This window comes from Methylophilus rhizosphaerae (assembly GCF_900100975.1).
Taxonomy (GTDB): Bacteria; Pseudomonadota; Gammaproteobacteria; order Burkholderiales; family Methylophilaceae; genus Methylophilus; species Methylophilus rhizosphaerae.
This window is the reverse complement of sequence record NZ_FNFX01000005.1, coordinates 25,622-46,173: the sequence shown is the minus strand read 5'-3', so window position 1 is coordinate 46,173 and position 20,552 is coordinate 25,622. Positions and strand designations below refer to the sequence as shown.

Annotated in this window: 26 protein-coding genes; 21 read left to right on the top strand and 5 right to left on the bottom strand. The window is 54.1% G+C overall.

Annotated features, from left to right (window positions below; translation table 11 throughout):
- Position 1: 1 nt before the first annotated feature.
- From BLP53_RS12035 to BLP53_RS12030, 3 genes are read left to right on the top strand one after another with little or no spacing between them, the layout of a single operon-like run.
- A complete protein-coding gene (locus BLP53_RS12035; RefSeq protein WP_091472432.1) occupies positions 2–373 on the top strand; it encodes an OmpA family protein in 372 nt (123 codons plus the stop codon).
- Positions 374–382: 9 nt separating this feature from the next.
- Complete coding sequence (locus tag BLP53_RS13725) at positions 383–814, top strand: CHASE2 domain-containing protein (protein WP_218119045.1); 432 nt, start codon at positions 383–385, stop codon at positions 812–814.
- On the top strand, positions 765–2,381 hold the full coding sequence (locus BLP53_RS12030; RefSeq protein ID WP_218119044.1) for an HD domain-containing phosphohydrolase: 1,617 nt from the start codon (positions 765–767) through the stop codon (positions 2,379–2,381). Before BLP53_RS13725 ends, BLP53_RS12030 begins: the two co-directional genes overlap by 50 nt.
- Before the next feature lie 66 nt (positions 2,382–2,447).
- Here the strand turns inward: BLP53_RS12030 and BLP53_RS12025 are convergent, their stop codons facing one another.
- Positions 2,448–2,702 (bottom strand): DUF2798 domain-containing protein, encoded by a 255-nt coding sequence (locus BLP53_RS12025; RefSeq protein ID WP_091472431.1) that lies wholly within the window; start codon positions 2,700–2,702, stop codon positions 2,448–2,450.
- Between the two features lie 120 nt (positions 2,703–2,822).
- Between BLP53_RS12025 and BLP53_RS12020 the strand changes: the two genes are divergently transcribed.
- The 4 genes from BLP53_RS12020 to tatC all read left to right on the top strand — a co-directional run bounded on the left by BLP53_RS12020 (position 2,823) and on the right by tatC (position 5,107).
- Positions 2,823–3,758: a LysR family transcriptional regulator gene (locus tag BLP53_RS12020; RefSeq protein WP_091472430.1), complete on the top strand. Its 936-nt coding sequence runs from the start codon at positions 2,823–2,825 to the stop codon at positions 3,756–3,758.
- Between the two features lie 95 nt (positions 3,759–3,853).
- Positions 3,854–4,027 (top strand): Sec-independent protein translocase subunit TatA, encoded by a 174-nt coding sequence (gene tatA, locus BLP53_RS12015; protein ID WP_091472429.1) that lies wholly within the window; start codon positions 3,854–3,856, stop codon positions 4,025–4,027.
- Entirely contained in the window at positions 4,020–4,343 is a 324-nt protein-coding gene (tatB, locus tag BLP53_RS12010) for a Sec-independent protein translocase protein TatB (RefSeq protein WP_091472428.1), read from the top strand. The genes tatA and tatB overlap by 8 nt, the downstream gene beginning before the upstream one ends.
- A gap of 8 nt (positions 4,344–4,351) precedes the next feature.
- On the top strand, positions 4,352–5,107 hold the full coding sequence (gene tatC, locus BLP53_RS12005; protein ID WP_091472427.1) for a twin-arginine translocase subunit TatC: 756 nt from the start codon (positions 4,352–4,354) through the stop codon (positions 5,105–5,107).
- 31 nt (positions 5,108–5,138) lie between these two features.
- On the opposite strand, the gene BLP53_RS12000 is transcribed toward tatC, so the two are convergent.
- A complete protein-coding gene (locus BLP53_RS12000) occupies positions 5,139–6,149 on the bottom strand; it encodes a helix-turn-helix domain-containing protein (RefSeq protein WP_091472426.1) in 1,011 nt (336 codons plus the stop codon).
- Between the two features lie 519 nt (positions 6,150–6,668).
- Between BLP53_RS12000 and BLP53_RS11995 the strand changes: the two genes are divergently transcribed.
- The 12 genes from BLP53_RS11995 to BLP53_RS11940 all read left to right on the top strand — a co-directional run bounded on the left by BLP53_RS11995 (position 6,669) and on the right by BLP53_RS11940 (position 16,013).
- Positions 6,669–7,508: a TorF family putative porin gene (locus BLP53_RS11995; RefSeq protein WP_091472425.1), complete on the top strand. Its 840-nt coding sequence runs from the start codon at positions 6,669–6,671 to the stop codon at positions 7,506–7,508.
- Between the two features lie 286 nt (positions 7,509–7,794).
- Positions 7,795–8,652, top strand: a complete 858-nt coding sequence (locus BLP53_RS11990) for a methylamine utilization protein MauF (RefSeq protein WP_091472424.1) — start codon at positions 7,795–7,797, stop codon at positions 8,650–8,652.
- Positions 8,653–8,704: 52 nt separating this feature from the next.
- On the top strand, positions 8,705–9,925 hold the full coding sequence (gene mauB / locus BLP53_RS11985) for a methylamine dehydrogenase (amicyanin) large subunit (protein ID WP_245652835.1): 1,221 nt from the start codon (positions 8,705–8,707) through the stop codon (positions 9,923–9,925).
- Positions 9,926–9,932: 7 nt separating this feature from the next.
- Positions 9,933–10,505 (top strand): MauE/DoxX family redox-associated membrane protein, encoded by a 573-nt coding sequence (locus tag BLP53_RS11980; protein ID WP_091472423.1) that lies wholly within the window; start codon positions 9,933–9,935, stop codon positions 10,503–10,505.
- Positions 10,498–11,133 (top strand): methylamine dehydrogenase accessory protein MauD, encoded by a 636-nt coding sequence (gene mauD / locus BLP53_RS11975; protein WP_091472422.1) that lies wholly within the window; start codon positions 10,498–10,500, stop codon positions 11,131–11,133. Before BLP53_RS11980 ends, mauD begins: the two co-directional genes overlap by 8 nt.
- Before the next feature lie 33 nt (positions 11,134–11,166).
- Complete coding sequence (gene mauA, locus BLP53_RS11970; RefSeq protein WP_091472421.1) at positions 11,167–11,730, top strand: methylamine dehydrogenase (amicyanin) small subunit; 564 nt, start codon at positions 11,167–11,169, stop codon at positions 11,728–11,730.
- A 67-nt stretch (positions 11,731–11,797) separates the two neighbouring features.
- A complete protein-coding gene (mauG, locus tag BLP53_RS11965; protein ID WP_176755295.1) occupies positions 11,798–12,781 on the top strand; it encodes a tryptophan tryptophylquinone biosynthesis enzyme MauG in 984 nt (327 codons plus the stop codon).
- 24 nt (positions 12,782–12,805) lie between these two features.
- Complete coding sequence (locus BLP53_RS11960; protein WP_091472420.1) at positions 12,806–13,324, top strand: methylamine utilization protein; 519 nt, start codon at positions 12,806–12,808, stop codon at positions 13,322–13,324.
- Complete coding sequence (napG, locus tag BLP53_RS11955) at positions 13,281–13,961, top strand: ferredoxin-type protein NapG (RefSeq protein ID WP_091472419.1); 681 nt, start codon at positions 13,281–13,283, stop codon at positions 13,959–13,961. The genes BLP53_RS11960 and napG overlap by 44 nt, the downstream gene beginning before the upstream one ends.
- 5 nt (positions 13,962–13,966) lie before the next feature.
- Entirely contained in the window at positions 13,967–14,815 is an 849-nt protein-coding gene (napH, locus tag BLP53_RS11950) for a quinol dehydrogenase ferredoxin subunit NapH (RefSeq protein WP_091472418.1), read from the top strand.
- A 148-nt stretch (positions 14,816–14,963) separates the two neighbouring features.
- On the top strand, positions 14,964–15,314 hold the full coding sequence (locus BLP53_RS11945) for a c-type cytochrome (RefSeq protein ID WP_091472417.1): 351 nt from the start codon (positions 14,964–14,966) through the stop codon (positions 15,312–15,314).
- 207 nt (positions 15,315–15,521) lie between these two features.
- The gene (locus BLP53_RS11940) at positions 15,522–16,013 is read left to right on the top strand and encodes a methylated-DNA--[protein]-cysteine S-methyltransferase (RefSeq protein WP_245652834.1); all 492 of its coding nucleotides are present in this window, start codon (positions 15,522–15,524) and stop codon (positions 16,011–16,013) included.
- A gap of 30 nt (positions 16,014–16,043) precedes the next feature.
- Here BLP53_RS11940 and BLP53_RS11935 read toward each other — a convergent pair whose 3' ends face one another.
- Positions 16,044–17,279, bottom strand: coding sequence for an MFS transporter (locus BLP53_RS11935; RefSeq protein ID WP_091472415.1), 1,236 nt, complete (start codon positions 17,277–17,279; stop codon positions 16,044–16,046).
- A 106-nt stretch (positions 17,280–17,385) separates the two neighbouring features.
- On the opposite strand from BLP53_RS11935, the gene BLP53_RS11930 reads away from it, so the two are divergent.
- Entirely contained in the window at positions 17,386–18,156 is a 771-nt protein-coding gene (locus tag BLP53_RS11930; protein ID WP_091472414.1) for an AraC family transcriptional regulator, read from the top strand.
- A gap of 12 nt (positions 18,157–18,168) precedes the next feature.
- Here the strand turns inward: BLP53_RS11930 and BLP53_RS11925 are convergent, their stop codons facing one another.
- Positions 18,169–19,065: a LysR family transcriptional regulator gene (locus tag BLP53_RS11925; RefSeq protein WP_091472413.1), complete on the bottom strand. Its 897-nt coding sequence runs from the start codon at positions 19,063–19,065 to the stop codon at positions 18,169–18,171.
- 125 nt (positions 19,066–19,190) lie between these two features.
- Between BLP53_RS11925 and BLP53_RS11920 the strand changes: the two genes are divergently transcribed.
- Positions 19,191–19,949 carry an SDR family NAD(P)-dependent oxidoreductase gene (locus tag BLP53_RS11920; RefSeq protein ID WP_091472412.1) on the top strand — a complete coding sequence of 253 codons (759 nt, stop codon included), beginning with the start codon at positions 19,191–19,193 and terminating at the stop codon, positions 19,947–19,949.
- 68 nt (positions 19,950–20,017) lie between these two features.
- Here the strand turns inward: BLP53_RS11920 and BLP53_RS11915 are convergent, their stop codons facing one another.
- Positions 20,018–20,536: a YMGG-like glycine zipper-containing protein gene (locus BLP53_RS11915; protein ID WP_091472411.1), complete on the bottom strand. Its 519-nt coding sequence runs from the start codon at positions 20,534–20,536 to the stop codon at positions 20,018–20,020.
- Between the last annotated feature and the right edge of the window lie 16 nt (positions 20,537–20,552).

Here is a 20,552-nt window from a genome sequence, read left to right as displayed (position 1 = left end):
CATGTCATCTTTTCTCGTATTGAAACATCCCAAGCATTTATTTTCCGTCGTCCTGTTAGGGCTGCTGGCCATGCTTTCCGGTTGTGCCGGGACAGGTAGCCGCATTACCTTGCTGCCTGAAGTCCTGCAGGTGGTGCGCGCCCGCCTGCCGACGGAAGTCACCGTGTTCGGTTATGACGATGCTGCTGGCAAGCCGGATTACAATCTCGCACTGTCAGCACGGCGTGCCAATGCCGTGGCGGAACTACTCCGGAAAATGGCGCCGGACTTGCCGGTGAATGTGCAGTACTTCGGAGACAAGGCGCCACTGATCCCTACGCCCCCCGGCGTGCCGGAACCACGCAACCGGCGTGCGGAGATTTTTGTTCTGTAGACCGGTATCATGCAGCGCCTGCATCCTGTGTCCGCGAAACTGTCCCGTCGTCAGGCATGGGTGTTCCTGGCGGCCAGCCTGGTACTGGCAGTGCTGGTTGGTGTGGGTGGCCTGGTCCAGTTGGCACCGGTGGCGCAACTGGATCGGGTGATCTTCGATACATTGCAGGCACAGACTGCACCCGGGCAAGCGGCGCGTGATACCGTGGTGGTCGATATTGATGAAGTATCCCTGGCTGCCGTGGGCCAGTGGCCATGGCCACGTTACCGTATCGCCGCGCTGGTTGAGCGGATTGCCGCCGGGCAACCCGCAGCCATCGCGCTGGATATCCTGCTGCCGGAGGCAGACCGCACTTCACTGAGCGAAATCCGGCGGACGTTCAAGCGCGATTTTGACGTCGATATCTCTTTCGGTGGTGCGCCCCCCCGGCCTGCTGGATAACGACGGTTACCTTGGCCAGCAAATGATGCGTGCCGATGTGATCGGTGCGCGTTATTTCTACTTTGACCACGCCACGCGGGATGACAGGCCGTTGCGTCCCGGGCTGGGGTTTGACGGGCGTATTGATTTGCTGGCACCTGACCAGGCCACTGGCGTGCTGGATAACGTCGAGGCCATAGCCCGCCAGACGCGTGTGAACGGGTTCATCAATATGCGAGTGGATGATGACGGCGTGTTACGGCGCATGCCATTGCTGGTGACCTATCACGGCGTGATGCATGCCAGCCTTTCCTTGGCGGCCGCAATGCGTGTGCTGGGAGCATCGTCCGCCCGCGTAACCTCTGGCCGTGATGGTCTTTCCCTCCGGATTGGCCAGCGCGAAGTGCCGGTGGATGCATCCGGCTATGCGCTGCTGCGTTTCAATGGTCCGTCAATTCATTACGGTAGCATTCCGGCCGTCGAAGTGCTGGCCGGCCGCGTGCAGGCAGCATCATTACGCGGCAAGGTCGTTTTTATCGGCTCCTCGGCCGCCGGGCTGAATGATTTGCATGTGACTGCGGTAGACCACAATTTTTCCGGCCTCAAGCTGCAGTCGGTACTGGCACAGAACATCCTGGATGGCCGTATGCTGCGGGTGCCGGTGTGGGGCGGGATGGTGGCGCTTGTCACGGGGGGATTGCTTGCCTGCCTGTTGGGATGGCTGTTCGTCAGCGGGCGTAGCCTGGCACTGCTGGCTGCAGTCAGCCTGTCCGTTGCCGCCCTGCTGCTGGCACTGGCGACAGCGGCCTTCCTGCATGCCGGTATGGTTATTCCGGTGGCCGTGCCATTGCTGGTGCTGGGCCTGTTGCAGGTGCTCTGTATCGTGACGCGCCAGGTCTTTTACCGTCGGCACGCACAACGGTGGCGGCAGCAACTGGAAAATGCGCGTCAGGTGACCATTGAGTCGATGTCTGCCGTAGCTGAAACACGCGATCCCGAAACAGGTGCGCATATCAAGCGCACCCAGAATTATGTGCGTGCCATTGCACGGCAGTTGCAGCGTACGGGGCGTTATCTCGATATCCTGACCGAGGAATATATTCAGCTGTTGTTCCTCTCCGCTCCCTTGCATGATATCGGCAAGGTTGGCGTGCCGGATCATATCCTGCTGAAACCCGGCCCGCTGACGGATGAAGAGTGGGTCACTATGCGCAAGCATGCCGAGTTTGGCCGGCGCATTATCCTGAGTGCCGCCGACCGGATTGAAGGGGATAATTTCCTCATCATTGCCGGCGAGATTGCTGCCACGCACCATGAAAAATGGGATGGCAGCGGCTATCCGCTTGGCTTGCAGGGGACTGCCATCCCGCTTTCCGGCCGCATCATGGCGGTGACCGATATTTACGATGCCTTGATTAACCGGCGTTGCTACAAGGAACCCTTCCCGCACGCACAGTCCATGGCCATGATGCGTGAACTGCGTGGTAAAACCTTCGATCCGGAGGTACTGGATGCTTTCTGCGCGATTGAAAGCGAGATTCAGGACATTGCTGACCGTTTCCGTGACGAGGATGTCGCGGCCTCATAAAACCGGCCAGCCCCGGTACGGCTACCAATGCTGCCGCTTATTGGCAGGCACTGCCAGCATGGCCAGTTAATGGATGTCCACCACGGCGGTGACCAGCCGCATCACAATCGGCCTGACCATCAGGACGCACACAAAGGCGACCGGCATGGCCAGTGCATAGGCATGTCCCACGCGCAGCAAATAGCCGTGCTCAATGCCACTATTGGCGGCCACAATCACCATGGACATTAAAAACGCCATGATACCGGCCATAAAGAAGGCGAATACATAAGGGGTAAACCGTTTGGGGATTTTCCGCCGCTGATTGTTTGATTGACTCATTCATACACTCCAGATTTCGAAGCGACACTTTATCCGGGTTCTTTTGCCACCGGTAGAGGATTGATTATTGAAGCAGCTTATAGATAAACTATCGAATCTCCACGTTCATTCGATAGTGATATGGATACATTAAGAAGCATAGAAAGTTTTGTCAAAGCGGTACAGGCTGGCAGTATTGCCGCCGGCGCCCGGTTGCAGGGAATCACGGCTGCGGCGGCCAGCCAGAATATCCAGCGCCTGGAAAAATCCCTGGGTACCCGCCTGCTGGTACGCACTACGCGCAAACTGGCGATGACCGAAAGTGGCGAGCTGTATTACGCGGAAGTACAACACCTGGTGGAGGAGCTGGCGCGGGCACAATCTGCGGTGACCGAGTTCCACGGGCAACCGCAAGGACGGTTAAGGATTGGTGCTTCGGTAGCTTTCGGGCGGCATGTGCTGATGCCTTTAATCCCGGCGTTTACCCGCAGTTTTCCCAAGGTTTCCATTGAAATTGTGCTGTCCGACAGCAACCTGGATCATGTCACCGAAGAGATTGACGTGAGTATCCGCTTCAAGGAGCAGCTGGAACCTGGCCTGGTTGCCAGGAAAATTGCCACGGTGCCTGTGCTGTATTGCGCCTCGCCTGACTATTTGCAGCGCAAGGGTGTGCCGCAGGTACCTGAAGAGCTGTCAGCACACACTTGCCTGATGTATCGCGTGCCGGTGGATGGCCGCCTGTTTGGCTGGGCATTTGAGCGTAATGGTATCCGCTATGCGCCGGTGATCAAGCCTGGCATCGTTTGTAATGACATCGACTCGCTACGCTGCCTGGCCGTGGAGGGCGCGGGTATCACGCGCCTGGCTGCATTTGTTGCACGGGATGACCTTGAAACAGGCGCGCTGGTGGCCTTGTTCCAGGCGGGTCCGGTGAGTGATACGCAAGCAGGTCATTCCGTGCAGTCTGAGAGTGTGCCACTGGAGTTTTATGCCTGCTTTCGTGACAAGCATGCCGTGACCAATAAGGTCAGGGCGTTGATGGATTACCTGGTCAGTGCCATCCCGCAAACCTGGTAAATCCTCGTGGCTTTCCTGCAAGTTGTGCCAATTTTTACTAACTGGACGCACACTTATGGCGGATGATGGCATCACATGCAAATAAGGAGAGAGAAATGGGAAGTTTCAGTATCTGGCACTGGATGATTGTGCTGGCTGTGGTGACCATGATTTTTGGTACCAAGCGCCTGCGCAACCTGGGTGGTGACGTGGGCGGGGCGGTCAAAAGTTTTAAAGAAGCGATGAATGAACAACCTGCTGCCATAGAAGACCAGTCCAAAAATGTTTGAAGTCGGTTTTTCCGAGATCATCGTGATCGCTGTGGTCGCACTGATTGTCATCGGTCCTGACAAGCTGCCCAAGCTGGCCAGGACCTATGGCCTGCTCTATGGCCGGGTACAGCGTTATGTCTCCGGCATCAAGCAGGACATGGAACGTGAAGTGGCGCTGGACCAGATGAAAAAAGCCACGGCAGAGGCCCAGAAAAAACTGTTGGCCTTTCAGTCGCAAATGATCAGCATGGAGGCGGCTGAAGCGGAAGTCATTGCCGAAATGCCACTGCCTGAAGTGGTTGAAGCAGTACCTGTTGCAGAAGCCGTGAAGTGAGTCCCGCCATGGAACAAAAATCCCTCACCGAGACCATGAGCCACTTTTATGCGCTGAGGACTACCTGCATACGTATCGTGATCGGCTTGCTGCTCGCATTGGCGGTGACCTTGCCGTTTGCCAATCAGTTGCACCAGTTTTTTGTCGCCCCGTTGTTGAGCCAGTTGCCGGCCGGCGGCCAGATGATTGCAACGTCGGTCACCTCGCCATTCCTGATTCCCCTGAAAATCGCGCTGTATGTGGCGATTGCCCTGAGTTTGCCCAACACCTTGTACCAGGTGTGGAAGTTTGTACAACCGGGTTTGTACCCCAAAGAGAAGCTGGTCAGTGTCATCGGCGTACTGTCCAGCATCGTGCTGTTCCTGCTGGGGGCAGGCTTTGCCTTTTATGTAGTGATCCCGGTCGTCTTCAAATTTATTATCGGCAGTGCGCCTGCCGGGGTGGCGGTGATGACCGAAATCGGCAATTACCTGGATTTCCTGGTGTCTATCATGCTGGCGTTCGGGGTATCGTTTCAAACCCCGGTCATCGTGGTCGCCATTGCCTATATGGGCATGGTGGATATCAGTACACTGAAAGCGGTCAGGAGTTATGTGATTGTCGGCGCGTTTGTGATTGGCGCGATTTTCACGCCACCCGATATCATTTCGCAATGTATGCTGGCAATCCCGTTATGGCTGTTGTATGAACTGGGCGTGCTGGTGGCGAGTGCGCTGGTTTACAAGCGTGACCGGGAAGGTGCGCAGCTACTGCCCAATCCCTGAATCACCGGTAGATATAAAAAAAGCCATAAGGTCACTTATGGCTTTTTGCTCTTTGCAGTGTATCAATCGGACACTCGCCGAATAGCTCCCGGTAATAGCGGGAAAACAGGCTCATGTGCCAGAACCCCCATTTGGTGGCGACATGGGCGATGCTGGAGAAATCCTTGGGTGCATTCAGCAGCTCCTGCCGGATACGCTGCAGGCGTACATTACGCATATAGGAGACTGGCGTGATGCCAAGTACCCTGATAAAGGCGTGATTCAGTGTCCTGCGGCTGACCCTGAGGGAAAGACAGAGTTCTTCGATTGATAGCGGAAACGCCGGATTGGTTAAGGTAGAGCTCCGGACGCGGTTGACAATATAGCGCGGGATTCTGTGATCAAAATGCGGATGGGTGTTTTCACTGGCGTGGAACAGGGCGTGCAGGCAGGCGGACATGAGATCCTCTTCAAAGCTTTGCCATTTTTCCTGCAGATTGATGTCCTGGGCATCACTGGTGTCGAACTCCATGCCATACATCAAGGTGGTCAGTAACAGCCTGGCCACATTGGGATGCAGCAGTTCCACCGGTTTGATTGTACTCATCACCTTGCGGAAATCTATCCAGTCAATTTTCTCGGCGTATTCTTCGAGCCGCCTGGCCGGAATGACGGCCACGGTGATTTCCGAAATCATCGAGGTCTTGAAGTACAGCTCGGCATTTTTATCGAGTGTGATCAGCGAGTGTGTCCTCACCGGCAGCAAGCCCCAGCTTGCCTCGCCTTCAATAATGGTCGGCAGGCCAATCACGTAACAATCCTGCGGCGCGCTGGCAATCTGGTCGACGGCACGGTTCATGGTCTCCGTGAAAATCTGGATACCGTTATGACTGATGCTGTTGACTGAACCAGAGAACGAGCCCTTGGCCAGTTGTGTATAGTCCTGGGACCAGAACGGCACCGCCTCGGCCTGCTCAAGCACGTCGGTGGTGTTGCGTCTCACCAGATGAAAGCTCGCATCGACCAGCGGGTCAATGTCGAGAAAAGTTTCTTTAAACCCCATGTTATCGCTCCTGATATCAACCCTCCAACGTACGGGGTTGTATCTGTCAAAAAAGTCCATTTATATCAATAAATATTGACTAATCTGCTGTTTTTGTTGTTCTTTTTTGTATTTCCGTGCTGCGTCGACCTTAATCGGCCTGTTTTCCTCTGGAAATACTCTTGGAAAGTCTACTGTAGAGATGAAGTTGCCGCTTGAATAGCAATAAATGGCATAACCCGCACGGTTTTTTATCAAAAAAGAGAGGTTTGCCGTTTCTTGTCACACCCCCTTCATGAACACCGTTATCGTCACATCGCTTCATGCATGTTTACCAGCTTGCCGCAGGCAACAGGTGGGGATATCACAATAGCATGGATGCTGAAATGAAGTGTGCATGACGGCACTGCAGGGGCATTTCAGGCATCCGGCAAACGGGTTGGCGCTGGTTTAACACCGCTTCCCTTGCTCCTTCCGCTCCTTTCAAGCCTGCCTGGTAAGCACTAATTAAAACAGCAATCACTATTTGAGAGGGTTTGTATGCGAAGGAAAAAGACAGCGTGCCTGCTGGCCGCCGTGCTATCGGGATTAAGCGCCTGCGGGCAGGCGGAAGAGGGCAGCATGACTGCGACCGGCGAGGGGGATGCCTTCAGTGCATCGCCACATCATCTTTCAGGCAATGCGGGCTTGTACAGCGATTACCTGTTCCGGGGCATTTCATATGGTCGCGGCCATGTCACTGCCCAGGCTGCCATTGACTACAGCCATGATAATGGCTTCTTCCTGGGTCTGGGTTATACCAATGTGAATAAAGACGCCATTTATGGCAATACCTACGAGATTGACCTGTATGGTGGATGGAAGAAAGCCTTTGCCAATGAGCTCACACTGACCACCGGCCTGATTACCTATTATTACCCGCAAAATAATCACTATGTCCACCAGCATCCGCACGTGACTGAACTCAATGCGGCGGTGGATTACAAGCAGTTCAACCTCAAGTACTCACATTCGCTGACAGACTGGTTCGGCGTCAATACGGTCTCCATGGGACACGGCATGATAGGCCATCACGAAATGGGGACCGGTGACTCCAAGGGCAGCCATTATATTGAAGCCAGTTACACCACGCAGTGGCCGGATACCGGCATCAACTGGGTGTTTCATGTGGGGCATCAATCGGTGCATAACTACCACATTGCGGATTACACCGACTATTCGGTCGGCATCAATAAAGATTTTGCGATTGGCAGCCTGAAGGGCTGGAATGCCGGTTTAAGTTATTTCGTACTGGATGCGGATGACGACTGGTATGTCGCCGGCGATGGTTACAAAACCGCCAGGAACAAATTGTTTGGATATTTGCGCCTGAGCATGTAAGGCAGGCGGGCAATCGTGATGGCGGATCAGTGGGGTGACGGGTTCAAGCAGCCTGTATCCATATTCCGGCACTGCCGCCACCTGCGGATTGATCGCCCCTTCCATCGCTTGCATCCATCACATGAAGGAGGGGGCTTTTCCCCCAATAGCAAAAAATGGCATCACTTGGCCTTCATCAATAGTTCACAAAAGGGATATGCCGATTTTTGCTAAAGCGCATGAATGAAGCTGGCTATATTGGAGCTTCATTCAAACAACACCGGGCCTGAAGGCCGAAGGAGGAAATATGAGTATGAACATGGGGGCAGCAGTGAATAGCCGTGCGTCCCAACCTTACGCAGCCGAGACCTGTGTCCCTGATGCGTATCATTTTTCAAAATCGCAATCGACAGGCACACGCTTCGTCATGATGGTGACTGCGCTGGTTTCTGGTGTATTCGCCGGCAAACTTATGCATGGCAGCATGCCTATGGAAACAGCACTCACATCTCTATTTGTGTTACTGGCATTTGTGGGTGGTTTGCTGTCTACCTGGTCGCCATGTGGCTATTCCAGCCTGAGCCTGCTCAGACCGGCAGGCCGCTACTCGTTCGGTTCAGTGATGCGCTGGGCGCCAACCTTCTTCACCCATGCGGTGGGTTATGCCATTGGTGCCGTGATTCTGGGCAGCATGCTGGGCTTTACCGGCTGGTTGCTGTTCTCGGAAGCGCCTGCACAGTATGCCATCGCTGGCCTGGCTATTCTGGCTCTTGCTTACGGTGCACACCAGTTCGGTTTCCTGCGCATGCCTTATCCGCAACGCCGCGCCCAGGTGCCACATGATGCGCGCTTCCGCTTCAGATCTTCCGTCATCGGTTTGCTGTATGGCTTTTCACTGGGCATGAACTACCTGACCTATGTGCAAACACCCATGCTGTACATCGTGACTGGCGTGGCCTTGTTCAGCGGTGGCGTAAAAGCAGCCATTGCCGCCATTGCCATTTTCAATATCGGCCGCTGCCTGCCTGTAGCGGTTAACTTCTTACCTGTTAAGGATCAGTCAGTCCAAGCCTGGCTGGCCCGTTGGCAGGAAAGCGCAGTAGAAATCGATGGTTTCCTGTTACTGGCGATCGGTTCCGCAGCCTTAATGCTGCTGGTGCTGTAAACCTGACATGAAATCAGAAGATGTCATCCATTTAAAAATATCAGGAGGATTTATGACAACACTCGATCATCCATCGGTGATTCGTCAAGCGAAGCAAACTAAAGGCTACGCTGGAGGGTTAGTACTAGCAGCACTCATGTTATCCAGCAGCATGGCGATGGCAGATGCAACGCCTAACCAGCTCGGTTCGGAAATTACTGCCAAGTTGCAGGACGAGACTTCTATCGCCATTGCACCAGCCAGCGATTCCAAGCGCGTCTATGTGCTGGACCCAGGTAATTTCCATATGACGTCTACCGTGTATACGATAGATGGCAAATCCAGCAAATTACTGGGCATGACCGATGCCGGTAAATTGCCAAACGTCATGGTGGCTTCAGATGGCAAGTTTCTGGCCATTGCCAACACCATGTACTCCCGCGTGGCCCGTGGCAAGCGTGATGACTATCTGGAGTTGATAGACACCCAAACGCATCAGCCTATCGCCGATATCGACATTCCTGAAGGTCGTTTCCTGACCGGTGTATTTGAGCGTACGGCTGGCTTGAGTGTTGATGACAAGCACCTGCTGTTCCAGCAATTCTCACCCTCACCAGGTGTAGGTCTGGTTGATCTGCAACAAAAGGCTTTCGTGAAGATCATGAACGTGCCTGATTGCTACCATATTTTCCCAACGGCCAATCAGAACTTCTTCATGCACTGTAGAGACGGTTCTTTGATGCAGTTTACCTATGATGCCAAGGGCAATACCAAGCAGAAGCCAACCAAGGTTTTCCATACTGAAAAAGAGTATTTACTGAATAACCCATACTACTCCAATTCAAATAACCACCTGGCCTGGCCGACGTATGAAGGCAAGATTTTCCAGGCCAAATTATCTGAATCCGGTGCCGAGTTCCTCAAGCCGATTGAAGTGTTTACGGATAAGGAAAAGGCTGATAAATGGCGCCCGGGTGGCTGGCAAACCATTGCTTTCCACAAAGCCCGTAACGAGCTGTACCTGCTGGCCGACCAGCGTGAAAAATGGACACACAAACTGCCTAGCCGTTATGTGTTCGTGGTTGACGCGACTTCCGGCAAGCGCCTGCGTCGTATCGAGCTGAAGCATGAAATCAACTCCATCGCCGTGAGCCAGGACGAAAAACCGTACTTGTACGCCGTGTCCGAGGAAGCGAAAACACTGCTCACTTTTGATGCAGTGAGCGGCAAGGCCTTGTCAAGTATTGATGAACTGGGCCGTGCACCTTCCATGATTTTCATTGCGGATAAGTGAGAACGTTATGGACTCGATGGTGAATGATCCTACGGTTGCGATATTTGCGTCATTGTTTGTGGCGCTGATTCTCGCCGCGGCAGCAATTCCCAAGCTTCGCAGCCAGGACGAGTTCCTGGGCGTGGTGGCGAACTACAAGCTGTTGCCTAATTTCCTGGTAGCCCCCTTTGCGAAGTTATTGCCCTGGGTGGAACTGGGATGTGCAATCGCCTTGCTGGTACCTGCGCTACGTACAGGCGCAGCCAGCGTCGCCGCTGGCCTGTTCATCCTGTTTGCGATCGCCATTGCCATCAACGTCGGCAGGGGACGCACCCACATTGATTGTGGCTGCGTACGTCGCCCGACCAGCATGAGCCGCATCGGCATGTTCCATGTCCTGCGTGCGCTTGCCCTGTCGGGAGTCAGCCTCTATGCCGTAGCTGTCCCGTTAGATATCAGTGGGATTTCCGTAGAGGCGGCCCTGATCGGCCTGGCTTCTGCGGCCATGCTGTCTCTGCTCTATCTGGGCGCTGACATGATTGTTGGCTTTCCCACCGCAAAAAACAATTTAGATATTTATAAAGGAAATACAAATGAGTAACGGAATCTTGATTGCATCAAATGTGCTGTTATGGGGGTCTTTCCTGGCATTGGCTGCGCTGATGCTGGGGGTGATCCGTCAAATCGGTCTGCTACATGAGCGTTCGGCGCCACTGGGCGCGATGATGATCGATCATGGCCCGGACGTTGGCGAGCGTTCCCCGATCTTCAATGCCAATACCTTTGACGGCCAGCCTGTACTGGTGGGTCGCTCCATCACTCCAGGCCGTCCAAGCCTGCTGATGTTCACAGGCCCTTCCTGCCCGATCTGCCAGAAACTGTTGCCTATCATCCGCGACGTGGCCGGCATCGAGGAGACCGATGTCGTGCTGATCAGTGACGGTACACAAGCCGAGCACCGCGAGTTCCTGCAGAACCACCCGCTGAATGGGGAGTTGTATGTGGTGTCTGCTGAAATCGGTATGCGCTACCAGGTATCAAAAGTACCTTACGGCGTATTGCTGGACCAGGATGGCAAGATTCTGGCCAAAGGCCTGTGCAACACCCGTGAGCATGTGGAAAGCCTGTTTGAAACTATTCGCCATGGCCATTCTACTTTGCAGAATTATCTGAAAGATGATTCTACTGCGACCAAATTCAAACAAGTCACCGCGAACAAAGTGCATTAATTGCCTGGTCGCGAATAATACGGAGAGTACGAAATGAAAAAAAATACAGGGTTTGACTCAAAAATTGAGAAGCTGGCACGGACCACCGCCAGCAAAACCGGCAGACGTAGTTTTATCGGCCGCCTGGGTGGTTTCCTGGCAGGTTCAGCCTTGCTGCCACTGTTGCCGGTAGACCGCCGCTCACGCCTGGGGGGTGAAGTACAGGCTGCGACCACGGGTAACCTGACCAGAAGCGGCTTCAAGCCACAGGACAAGGATCCCAAGGCTTGTGACTACTGGCGCCATTGTACGATCGACGGTAACTTGTGTGACTGCTGTGGTGGTACGCTGACTTCCTGCCCACCAGGCAGCAGCCTGTCCCCAAGCTCCTGGGTAGCAAGTTGCTTCAACCCGGGTGACCAGCAGACTTACCTGATTGCTTACCGTGATTGCTGTGGCAAACAGACTTGCGGCCGTTGTAACTGCGTCAATACACAAGGTGAGTTGCCGGTTTACCGTCCGGAGTTCAACAACGACATCGTCTGGTGTTTCGGTGCTGACAATGATGCCATGACTTATCACTGCACCATTTCACCAATCGTTGGTAAAGCCAGCTAATCCTGGACAAGCAACTCAGGTTTTAATGTAGAAGATAATCAGTATGTGGTTTAGAAGCTTTATTCTAATGGCAAGCACACTGATGGTGATGGGATCTGCCTGGTCCGCTGAGCTTCCTGCCAGGGAAAAATTCAAGCGGCCGGACAGTATCCCGGCACCCACGTCCAATCCCCTGACCCCTGAAAAGATCACGCTGGGAAAAACCCTGTTTTTCGATGCGCGCCTTTCACGGACAGGGGAAATGGCTTGTGCAACGTGCCATGCACCAGACAAACGCTGGAGTGACGGGCGCATCCTGCCCCTGCAAGCCGACGGTGTCAAAAATGCCCGCCGTACTCCCACGGTGCTCAATAGCGCCTGGTTAAGTACGCTGATGTGGGATGGCCGCGCCGGCACACTGGAAGTGCAGGCCGTTTTGCCCATTACCACGGTACACGAAATGAATTTTGACCTTGCCAGCCTGGCGAACCGTTTAAACCAGATCCAGGGCTACCGCCCGCTGTTTGCGCAGGCGTTTGGCAATGACACGATTAATCCGGAACGGATTACACAAGCACTGGCGAGTTTCCAGCGCACACTGGTCTCCAATCAGGCGCCGTTTGATCAATGGATCAACGGCGATGAACAGGCCATCAGCGAAGAGGCCAAGCGCGGGTTCGCCGTGTTCAATGATAAAAATAAAGCCAATTGTGCCGCCTGCCATAGCTCATGGCGTTTTACCGATGATGGCTTTCATGATATTGGCCTGGCCAGTGCGGACCTGGGGCGTGGCACCAGGGTACCGGCGGAAGTCACCTTGATGCAGTATGCGTTCAAGACACCTTCGTTGCGTGACTTGCCGATTAGCGGTCCCTATATGCATGACGGCTCCATGCACGACCTGAAAACCGTGATCAGGCATTATAAAAGTGAGGCTATCCAGCGCCCCAGCCTGTCCACCGACATGCATCAGTTTGAGCTTTCTGAGCTGGAAGAGAGTGACCTGATTGCATTTATTAAAAGCCTGGATGGCGGCCCGCTGGGCATTCAGGCGCCCGCCATGCCGCAATAGCCATGATCGAATGAAACGGTGTTTATGAAGAGATATATATTATTAATGATGAGCATGCCACGCAAATTCGCTACCTGGGGGCTCTATACGTTGCTGGGTGCTGGCACCTTATTCCTGGTGAGTTGCGCGACCATGAACAGTCCCGCTGACAGCACGTCCGCACCTACGCATACCATGACGCTGTCCGACCACGAGTTTGCACCGGTGGATTTTGTGCCGCAGGCTGGCGACAGGATCCTGATCAGCAACCACTCGGATATTTCTCACAGTATCTACGTCACTTACCCGGATGGCACTATGGTGAATCTCGGCGTGCAAACACCGGGCAAAACTGTCAGTTGGGTTGTGCCAAAAGAGGCCAAGGGGGAATTTCTGCTGCAATGCTGGATACACCCCATCATCCGGGCCACACTGGACGTGAATGATACCCGGGTGTCGTCCTCCGTTTCGCCCGTTTCCTCTGTTGTTTCATCAGGACTTTCCGGCCAGGAGATACGCAATGGCAGACAAAATATCTGTAGCAGCAGAAATCGAAGAGCCTGAACGGCGCAAAGTCTTTCGCAAGGTGTTCCGCAAACTGGGTGCGGCTACCGTCATTACCGTGTTTGGCAAAGCCATACTGGATTCGCGCCCGGCGCCTGCCGCCAGTGTCCTGCGGCCACCTGGTGCGCTGCCTGAAGCGGAGTTCAATGCCGCCTGCATCCGCTGTGGCTTGTGCGTAGAAGCCTGTCCTTACGATATCCTGCACCTGGCCAGCTGGAGTGACCCGGCACCCACCGGTACGCCTTATTTTGTCGCACGCACCGACCCCTGCCGCATGTGTACCGATATTCCGTGTGCCCGCGCTTGCCCGACCGGCGCGCTCAGTCCTTTACTGACCGATATCAAGAAAGCCGATATGGGCGTGGCTGTGCTGGTGGGGCATGAAACCTGCCTTAACTACAAAGGCCTGACCTGCAGTATTTGCGTGCGCGTGTGCCCGATTATCGGGGAAGCCATCTCGTTGAAACCGGTTAAGAATGAGGTAGGTTTGCTGCAGATTCCTACGGTAGATAGCAGTAAATGCACCGGTTGTGGCACTTGCGAAAAACACTGCGTACTCTCCGAAGCCGCGATCCGCGTGTTGCCCCGCGAACTCGGCCTGGGGGTCGAAGGCGCGCAATCGGTGGGCCGCTGGTAAACGCTATGCGTCGTACTCTTGCCTTCTTCTACCGCAATCGCTGGTTATTCAGCCGCCGCGTGATGCAGTTGTTAATCATTGCCGCTTTTGCGATGGAGTTGCCAGAAGGGGGCTATTTCGCCCAGGGCAATTTATCCTCCAGTACCTGGTTCGGCATAGGGTTGACTGATCCCTATATCTGGCTGCAATCCCTGTTGGCGGGCGCTCCCCTGGGTAAAAGCGCATTGATAGGCATGCTGATTGTGGCTGGCTTGTATGCCCTGTTTGGTGGCCGTATTTATTGCAGCTGGGTGTGCCCGATCAACCTGCTGACGGATTTGTCGTACTGGATACGCCAGAAACTGCATATCAAAAGCAATTTCACGCTGTCGAAAAACCTGCGCGTGGCGATCCTGTTGCTATCCCTGTTACTGTCACTGCTATCCGGCAAGCTGGCGTGGGAAATGGTCAATCCTATCACCCAGTTCCAGCGCGAGCTGATGTGGGGCTCCATGACGGGTGCGATGGTGCTGGCGAGTATTTTCCTGTTCGATATTTTCGTGACACGCCGCGGCTGGTGCAGCCATCTGTGCCCGGTCGGTGCGTTTTATTCCGAACTTGGCCGCTATGGCCGCTTGCGTGTCAAGGCGACGCAATCCGGCGCCTGCAATGGCTGTGCCGAATGTATCAAAGTCTGCCCGGAACCGCATGTGCTGGCGCCGGTAGTGGCCAGGAAGGCGGACCTGGTGACTCATGGGGATTGTACGCGTTGCGGCGCCTGCCTGGATCAGTGTTCCACCGGCGCATTAGCCATGAGCCTGAACCTGAAGCGTGCGGGTTCGTTTAAAGGCATTCCTGTTGTCAGCCAGGATTAGGTGCTTCCTCTCTACCTGGCAAGGCCTGGAGCATGCTTGTTTGACGCCAGTATGTCAGCGTTGTAACTCATGCCGATTCTTGCCATTCGGGCGCCATGGCCAGCTTTAGAATTTGATTACCGCAATTATTTTGGATTTCAGGAACATTATGCATACTCAACCATTTGCTTCATCTGGCCGACCGTCCAAAGCCACAGGCGCGGCACTGCTGTTAGCGGCCTCCCTGGGTTTAAATACACAAACTGTACTGGCCGACGGCTTGGCCCTTGCCGACAAAGGCGGCTGCCTGGCGTGCCACAATGTGGACTCACGTAAAGTCGGTCCTGGTTACAAAGAAGTGGCTGCCAAATACAAAGGCCAGGACGTGCAGGACATGCTGATTAAAAAAATCAAGGAAGGTGGCCGGGGTAGCTGGGGTGTACTGCCTATGCCGCCTAACGCCGGAAAATTAAGCGATGACGAATTTAAAGAAGTCGTACAGTGGATCACCTCCTTGTAAATCTCTAACTTGCAGATGTACAAGTTACGGGGCTGAGGCCCCGTTTTTTTCGTCGCAAATATTCATTGAGTGCGTGTGTGATGCTGGCATACTCTTTTGTGTGCAGGCATTCAAAAGCAAGTATCGGAGTGTTTACCTCCTGGGGGTCAGGTCTAATGTCATTCATTCATAAAGACTTAATTCAATACGATGAATAAAGAGACAAAAATGCAGATGCTCGACCCGCGCTGGCAGCAAGTGCTGGCACGGGATGTCAGCGCGGATGGGCAGTTTTTCTATTCAGTGAAAACCACAGGCGTGTATTGCCGGCCCTCTTGTGGCGTGCGCCAGCCTAATCCCGAAAATGTCGAGTTTCATGCCACTGCTGCGGCAGCGGAGCACGCTGGTTTCCGTCCTTGCAAGCGTTGCAGGCCCGACCAGCTGGATTTGCCGCTGGATATCCAGGGAGCGGTGTTCCAGCAACGGGTATGGCAGGCTTTGCGCGAAATTCCTTACGGTACGACGCTGAGTTACAGCGAACTTGCCAGCCGGATTGGCCAGCCGAAAGCGGTACGCGCCGTTGCCAGTGCCTGTGCTGCCAATACGTTGGCCGTGGTGATTCCCTGTCATCGGGTTGTCCGCAATGATGGTTCGCTTTCCGGTTACCGCTGGGGGCTGGCACGCAAGCAGGCGTTGATTGAAAAAGAGGCCAGGGAGTGAGCCTGGCCTCGCCTGAATAACCGGAAAGTGTTATTGTTTGAGCGGTCGTGTATCAGGCAATAGTGCCGTCATGATACCCAGCAACGGCAGGTAAGCGCAGATGCCATACACCCAGACGATGCCCAGTGAGTCTGCCAGCATGCCCAGGCCGGCGGCGCCTATGCCGCTAATGCCGAACATCAGGCCAAACATCACCCCTGACACCATGCCCACCCGTCCAGGTACCGCTTCTTGCGCATACACCACCAGCGCGGCAAATGCCGATGACATGACCAGGCCAACCACGACTGACAGCGCAGCCGTCCAGAAAAGATTGGCATAGGGCAGCAACAGGGCAAATGGCGCCACGCCCAGAAAAGATGTCCAGATCACGGCCTTGCGGCCTATTTTGTCCCCGACCGGGCCACCGGCGAAGGTGCCGAGTGCGACGGCTGCCAGGAAGGCGAATAAATACAATTGCGATTGTTGTACCGCCAAGCCAAACCGTTCAATCAGGTAAAACGTGAAGTAATTAGTGAAAGCGGCGATATACACAAACTTGGCGAACATCAGGATGGCAATCACGACCAGGGCGCGGATAATCTGGTGCCGGCTCAGGTGTGCAGTCACATGCTGTTTTGCCGCCATGAGATGGGCATGTGCATGGCGTACACGCCAGCGGGTAATTTTCAACAGCACCCAGATGGCCAGTAATGCCGCCAGCATGAACCAGCCAATCGCCACTTGCCCGAACGGAATCACGATCAGCGCGGCCAGCAAGGGGCCGATGGCAGAGCCGGTATTGCCGCCGACCTGGAACGTCGATTGTGCCGTGCCAAAACGCCCGCCCGAAGCCAGCCGTGCCACGCGTGATGCTTCCGGGTGAAAGGTGGATGAGCCCACCCCAATCAGGGAGGAGGCGATCAGCAACATGGTATAGCTGCTGGCAATGGCCAGCATGCCGACGCCCAGCAAGGTGACGCCCATGCCCAATGGCAGCAGGTAAGGCTTGTGGTGTTTGTCGGTATATAAGCCTATCCACGGTTGCAGCAAGGAAGCCGTGACCTGGTAGACCAGTGAAATCCAGCCTATCTGGGCAAAGCTCAGCGCAAAACTGGTTTTCAGCATGGGATAGACAGAGGGTAATACCGCCTGTATCAGGTCGTTGAGCAAGTGCGCAAAGGCGGCTGCGCCGACCACTTTGAAAATGAATCCTTCAGGCTGCACCGGCGGGAGTTGCCTCTGGTGGGTTGCGGGATTTGAAGCAGGGGTTGCGATGTTTTCCATAGTCGTGTCGATATTCAATTAAATCGTGCAGCCAATATAAGGCTTTGAATCAGGTCCGTCTCGCTCTATAGTGACAATATATGTCGTATTTGGGACATTTTCGGCAATGAGCACTGATCCGTCAAAAAAATACCTGGATTTTCATGATGCACTACGGCCCATGGCCGCCATGGATGTCAATTGGCCCACAGGCACCTCGACTGGCTGGCACAGCCATCCGCGCGGGCAATTGCTGTTTGCGATTGAAGGCATGATGATGATCAACGTGGCTGGCGGTGCCTGGGTGATTCCGCCTAACCGGGCATTATGGGTCCAGGCGGGAGAAGCACATGACGTGAAAATGTCTGGCAATGTGCAGATGCGTACGGTGTTTATTGATACATCAAAAGTCGATGCGCTGCCTGCCAAAACCCGTGTGCTGAATGTTTCCCCCTTGCTGCGGGAGCTGATTGTGGCGGCAACTTCAATCCCGTTAAATTATGCGGTTGGCAGCAGGGATGAGCGTGTGATGCAACTGCTGATTGATGAATTGCACGGTGCAGATGTGTTGCCTTTATTCCTGCCCATGCCTGCTGACCCTCGTATTGGCGAAATATGTAACGCCCTGATCAACTACCCGGCAGATACTTCTACCGCAGCACAGTGGGCGGGAAAGCTGGCGGTTTCATCCAAAACCATTCATCGAGTATTTTTCAAGCAAACCGGCATGAGTTTCGCACAGTGGCGCGAGCAGGCCAGGTTATTTATTGCAATACGCAGGCTGGCGGCTGGCGATAAAATTATTGATGTGGCGCTCGATTGCGGCTACGCCAGTCCAAGCGCATTTACCGCCATGTTCAAACGGCATTTTGGCGTACCCCCCTCCGAATACTCGTAATTCCTTAAATAATTAAAGCTGCGCCACAATGGTTTCAGTCAGCCAGTCCATAAAAATACGCACCCGTTTTGACAAGTTGCGCCGGTGGGGAAAGAGGATGGAAACAGGCATGGGTGGCGCGGTGTAGTCGTGCAACACTTCTACCAGGTCACCGCTACGCAGTAACTCGTGTGCGCCGAATCTGGGTGCCTGCATAATGCCGAGCCCGGCTGCGCAGGCGGCACGGTAGGCATCGGTATTGTTGACGCAAATACGGCTGTTCATTTTGCAGGCATGGACTTGATCACCTGCGCGATATTCAAAGGCATCAAAGCGTTTGTGGCTGCTGGTCTGGTAATGGATCAGGTAATGATGCTCCAGGTCAGCAAGGGTTTCAGGCTCACCATATGCCGTAATATAAGACGGGCTGACAAAGTTGGTTTGCTGCATTTCGCCGATTTTGCGCATAAACATACCGGTTTCTTCGGCTTCGCCGGTTCTCACCACACAGTCATAGCCTTCGCTGATCAGGTCTACTTTGCGATCTTCACTGCTGATATCTATGGTCAGGTTGGGATAACGTTGCAGAAAGGCAGGCAGGGCAGGGATAACCAGGTGGCGCGCCATCGGATGCGACATATTGACGCGAATTAACCCTGAAACCTGCCGGTCATCACTGATGAACAAGGTTTCCAGTTCCTCAATTTCGCTGAGTACATTTTTGCTTTTTTCATAAAACAATTGCCCATCCGGTGTCAGCTGTACCTTACGTGTAGTACGGTGAAACAGCTGGGTTTGCAGTTTGCTCTCCAGCTGCTGCACCGCCTGCGAAATGCTGGCTTTGGGCAATCCAAGACTCTCAGCCGCTTTGGTAAAGCTACCAAGTTCGGCCACACGTACAAAGCGTTTCAAACCTTCATTACTATCCATAGTCTTACCGGTAGTGGTATAAATTGTTCATGAATATTGAACAGTATAATCAAATGTTGATTATTTATCTTTGAACTTGTAATCAATAAACTGCGTATACATTTGATCACAACAGGAGATAACACATGCGTGCAAAAATTGGATTAATCACAGGTGCCAGCCGTGGCTTGGGTAAGAATACTGCATTGGCGATGGCAAGGCAGGGTATCGATGTGGTGCTGACCTATCATAGCCAGCAGGCATTGGCCCAGGAGGTTGTTGATGAAATTAAGGCCCTGGGTCGCCAGGCAGTCGCTTTGCAACTGGATGTTGCGCAGGCTAAAACGTTTGCCGCATTTACGGACAATTTGAAGCAGGCATTGCAGGCCAATTGGCAAACGCAGCAATTTGATTTCCTGGTGAATAATGCCGGTACGGGTATCCATGCGCCTTTTGCCGAGACCAGCGAGGAAATGTTTGACAGTATGGTGAATATCCACCTGAAATCCACATTCTTCCTGACCCAGAAACTGCTGCCGCTACTGGCGGATGGCGGACGTATTGTGAATATCTCCAGCGGCCTGGCACGCTTTACCTTGCCAGGCTACAGCGCTTATGCCGCCATGAAAGGGGGGATTGAAGTGTTGACCCGTTATATGGCAAAAGAACTGGGTGCCAGGCAGATTGCCGTGAATACCGTTGCGCCTGGCGCGATTGAAACTGACTTTGGCCAGGGCCTGGTGCGTGATAACAAGGATGTGAATGCGTTTATTGCGTCGCAAACAGCGCTGGGCCGGGTGGGTGTGCCGGACGATATTGGCCCGATGATTACTGCCTTGCTGTCAGAAAACAATCGCTGGGTAAATGCGCAGAGAATTGAAGTGTCTGGCGGCATGAATATTTAAGCCATGAATATTTAGGTCGAGATAGGCGCATTAAAAAACAGGCCGCGAATAGTGCGGCCTGTTTTTGTTTAGCGTGGATAACCTGGCGGTGGAGGAGGGGGCGGGTAATTACCAGGGGTGCTGGTGGCTGGGGCAGCACCCTGTGAATACGTTCTTGCCATGCTGGCCGGCACCGGGATGCGGTGTCCTTCCGCATACATGCATTGATAATAGGCATTATCATATTTCTGCTGGGCATTGCCGCCGCTTTCAGCCGCCGCATTGGCGCCAATGGCACCGCCTGACAGTGCACCCATGCCGGCCCCTATGGCTGCGCCTTCACCGCCACCTGCGGCGGCACCGATCGCTGCGCCGACCACTGTGCCCACTGCTGTAGTTTTTGCCAGGCTGGCGTCATATTGCTGGTTCACGGTTTGGCCGCCAATTTGCGTCAAGGCGTAATTACGACAGGAGAGGTCACTGGTCCTGAACTGGTTAAAATCCTTACCTGTGCCTGGCAGGGCCATGCTGCTGGGGCCCGTGGGCGTCGTTGCACAACCCGCGATCAGCAGGCAGCCGGCAAGGAGGGGAAGCGTAGATTTCATCATAGTGTACTTGATCCCG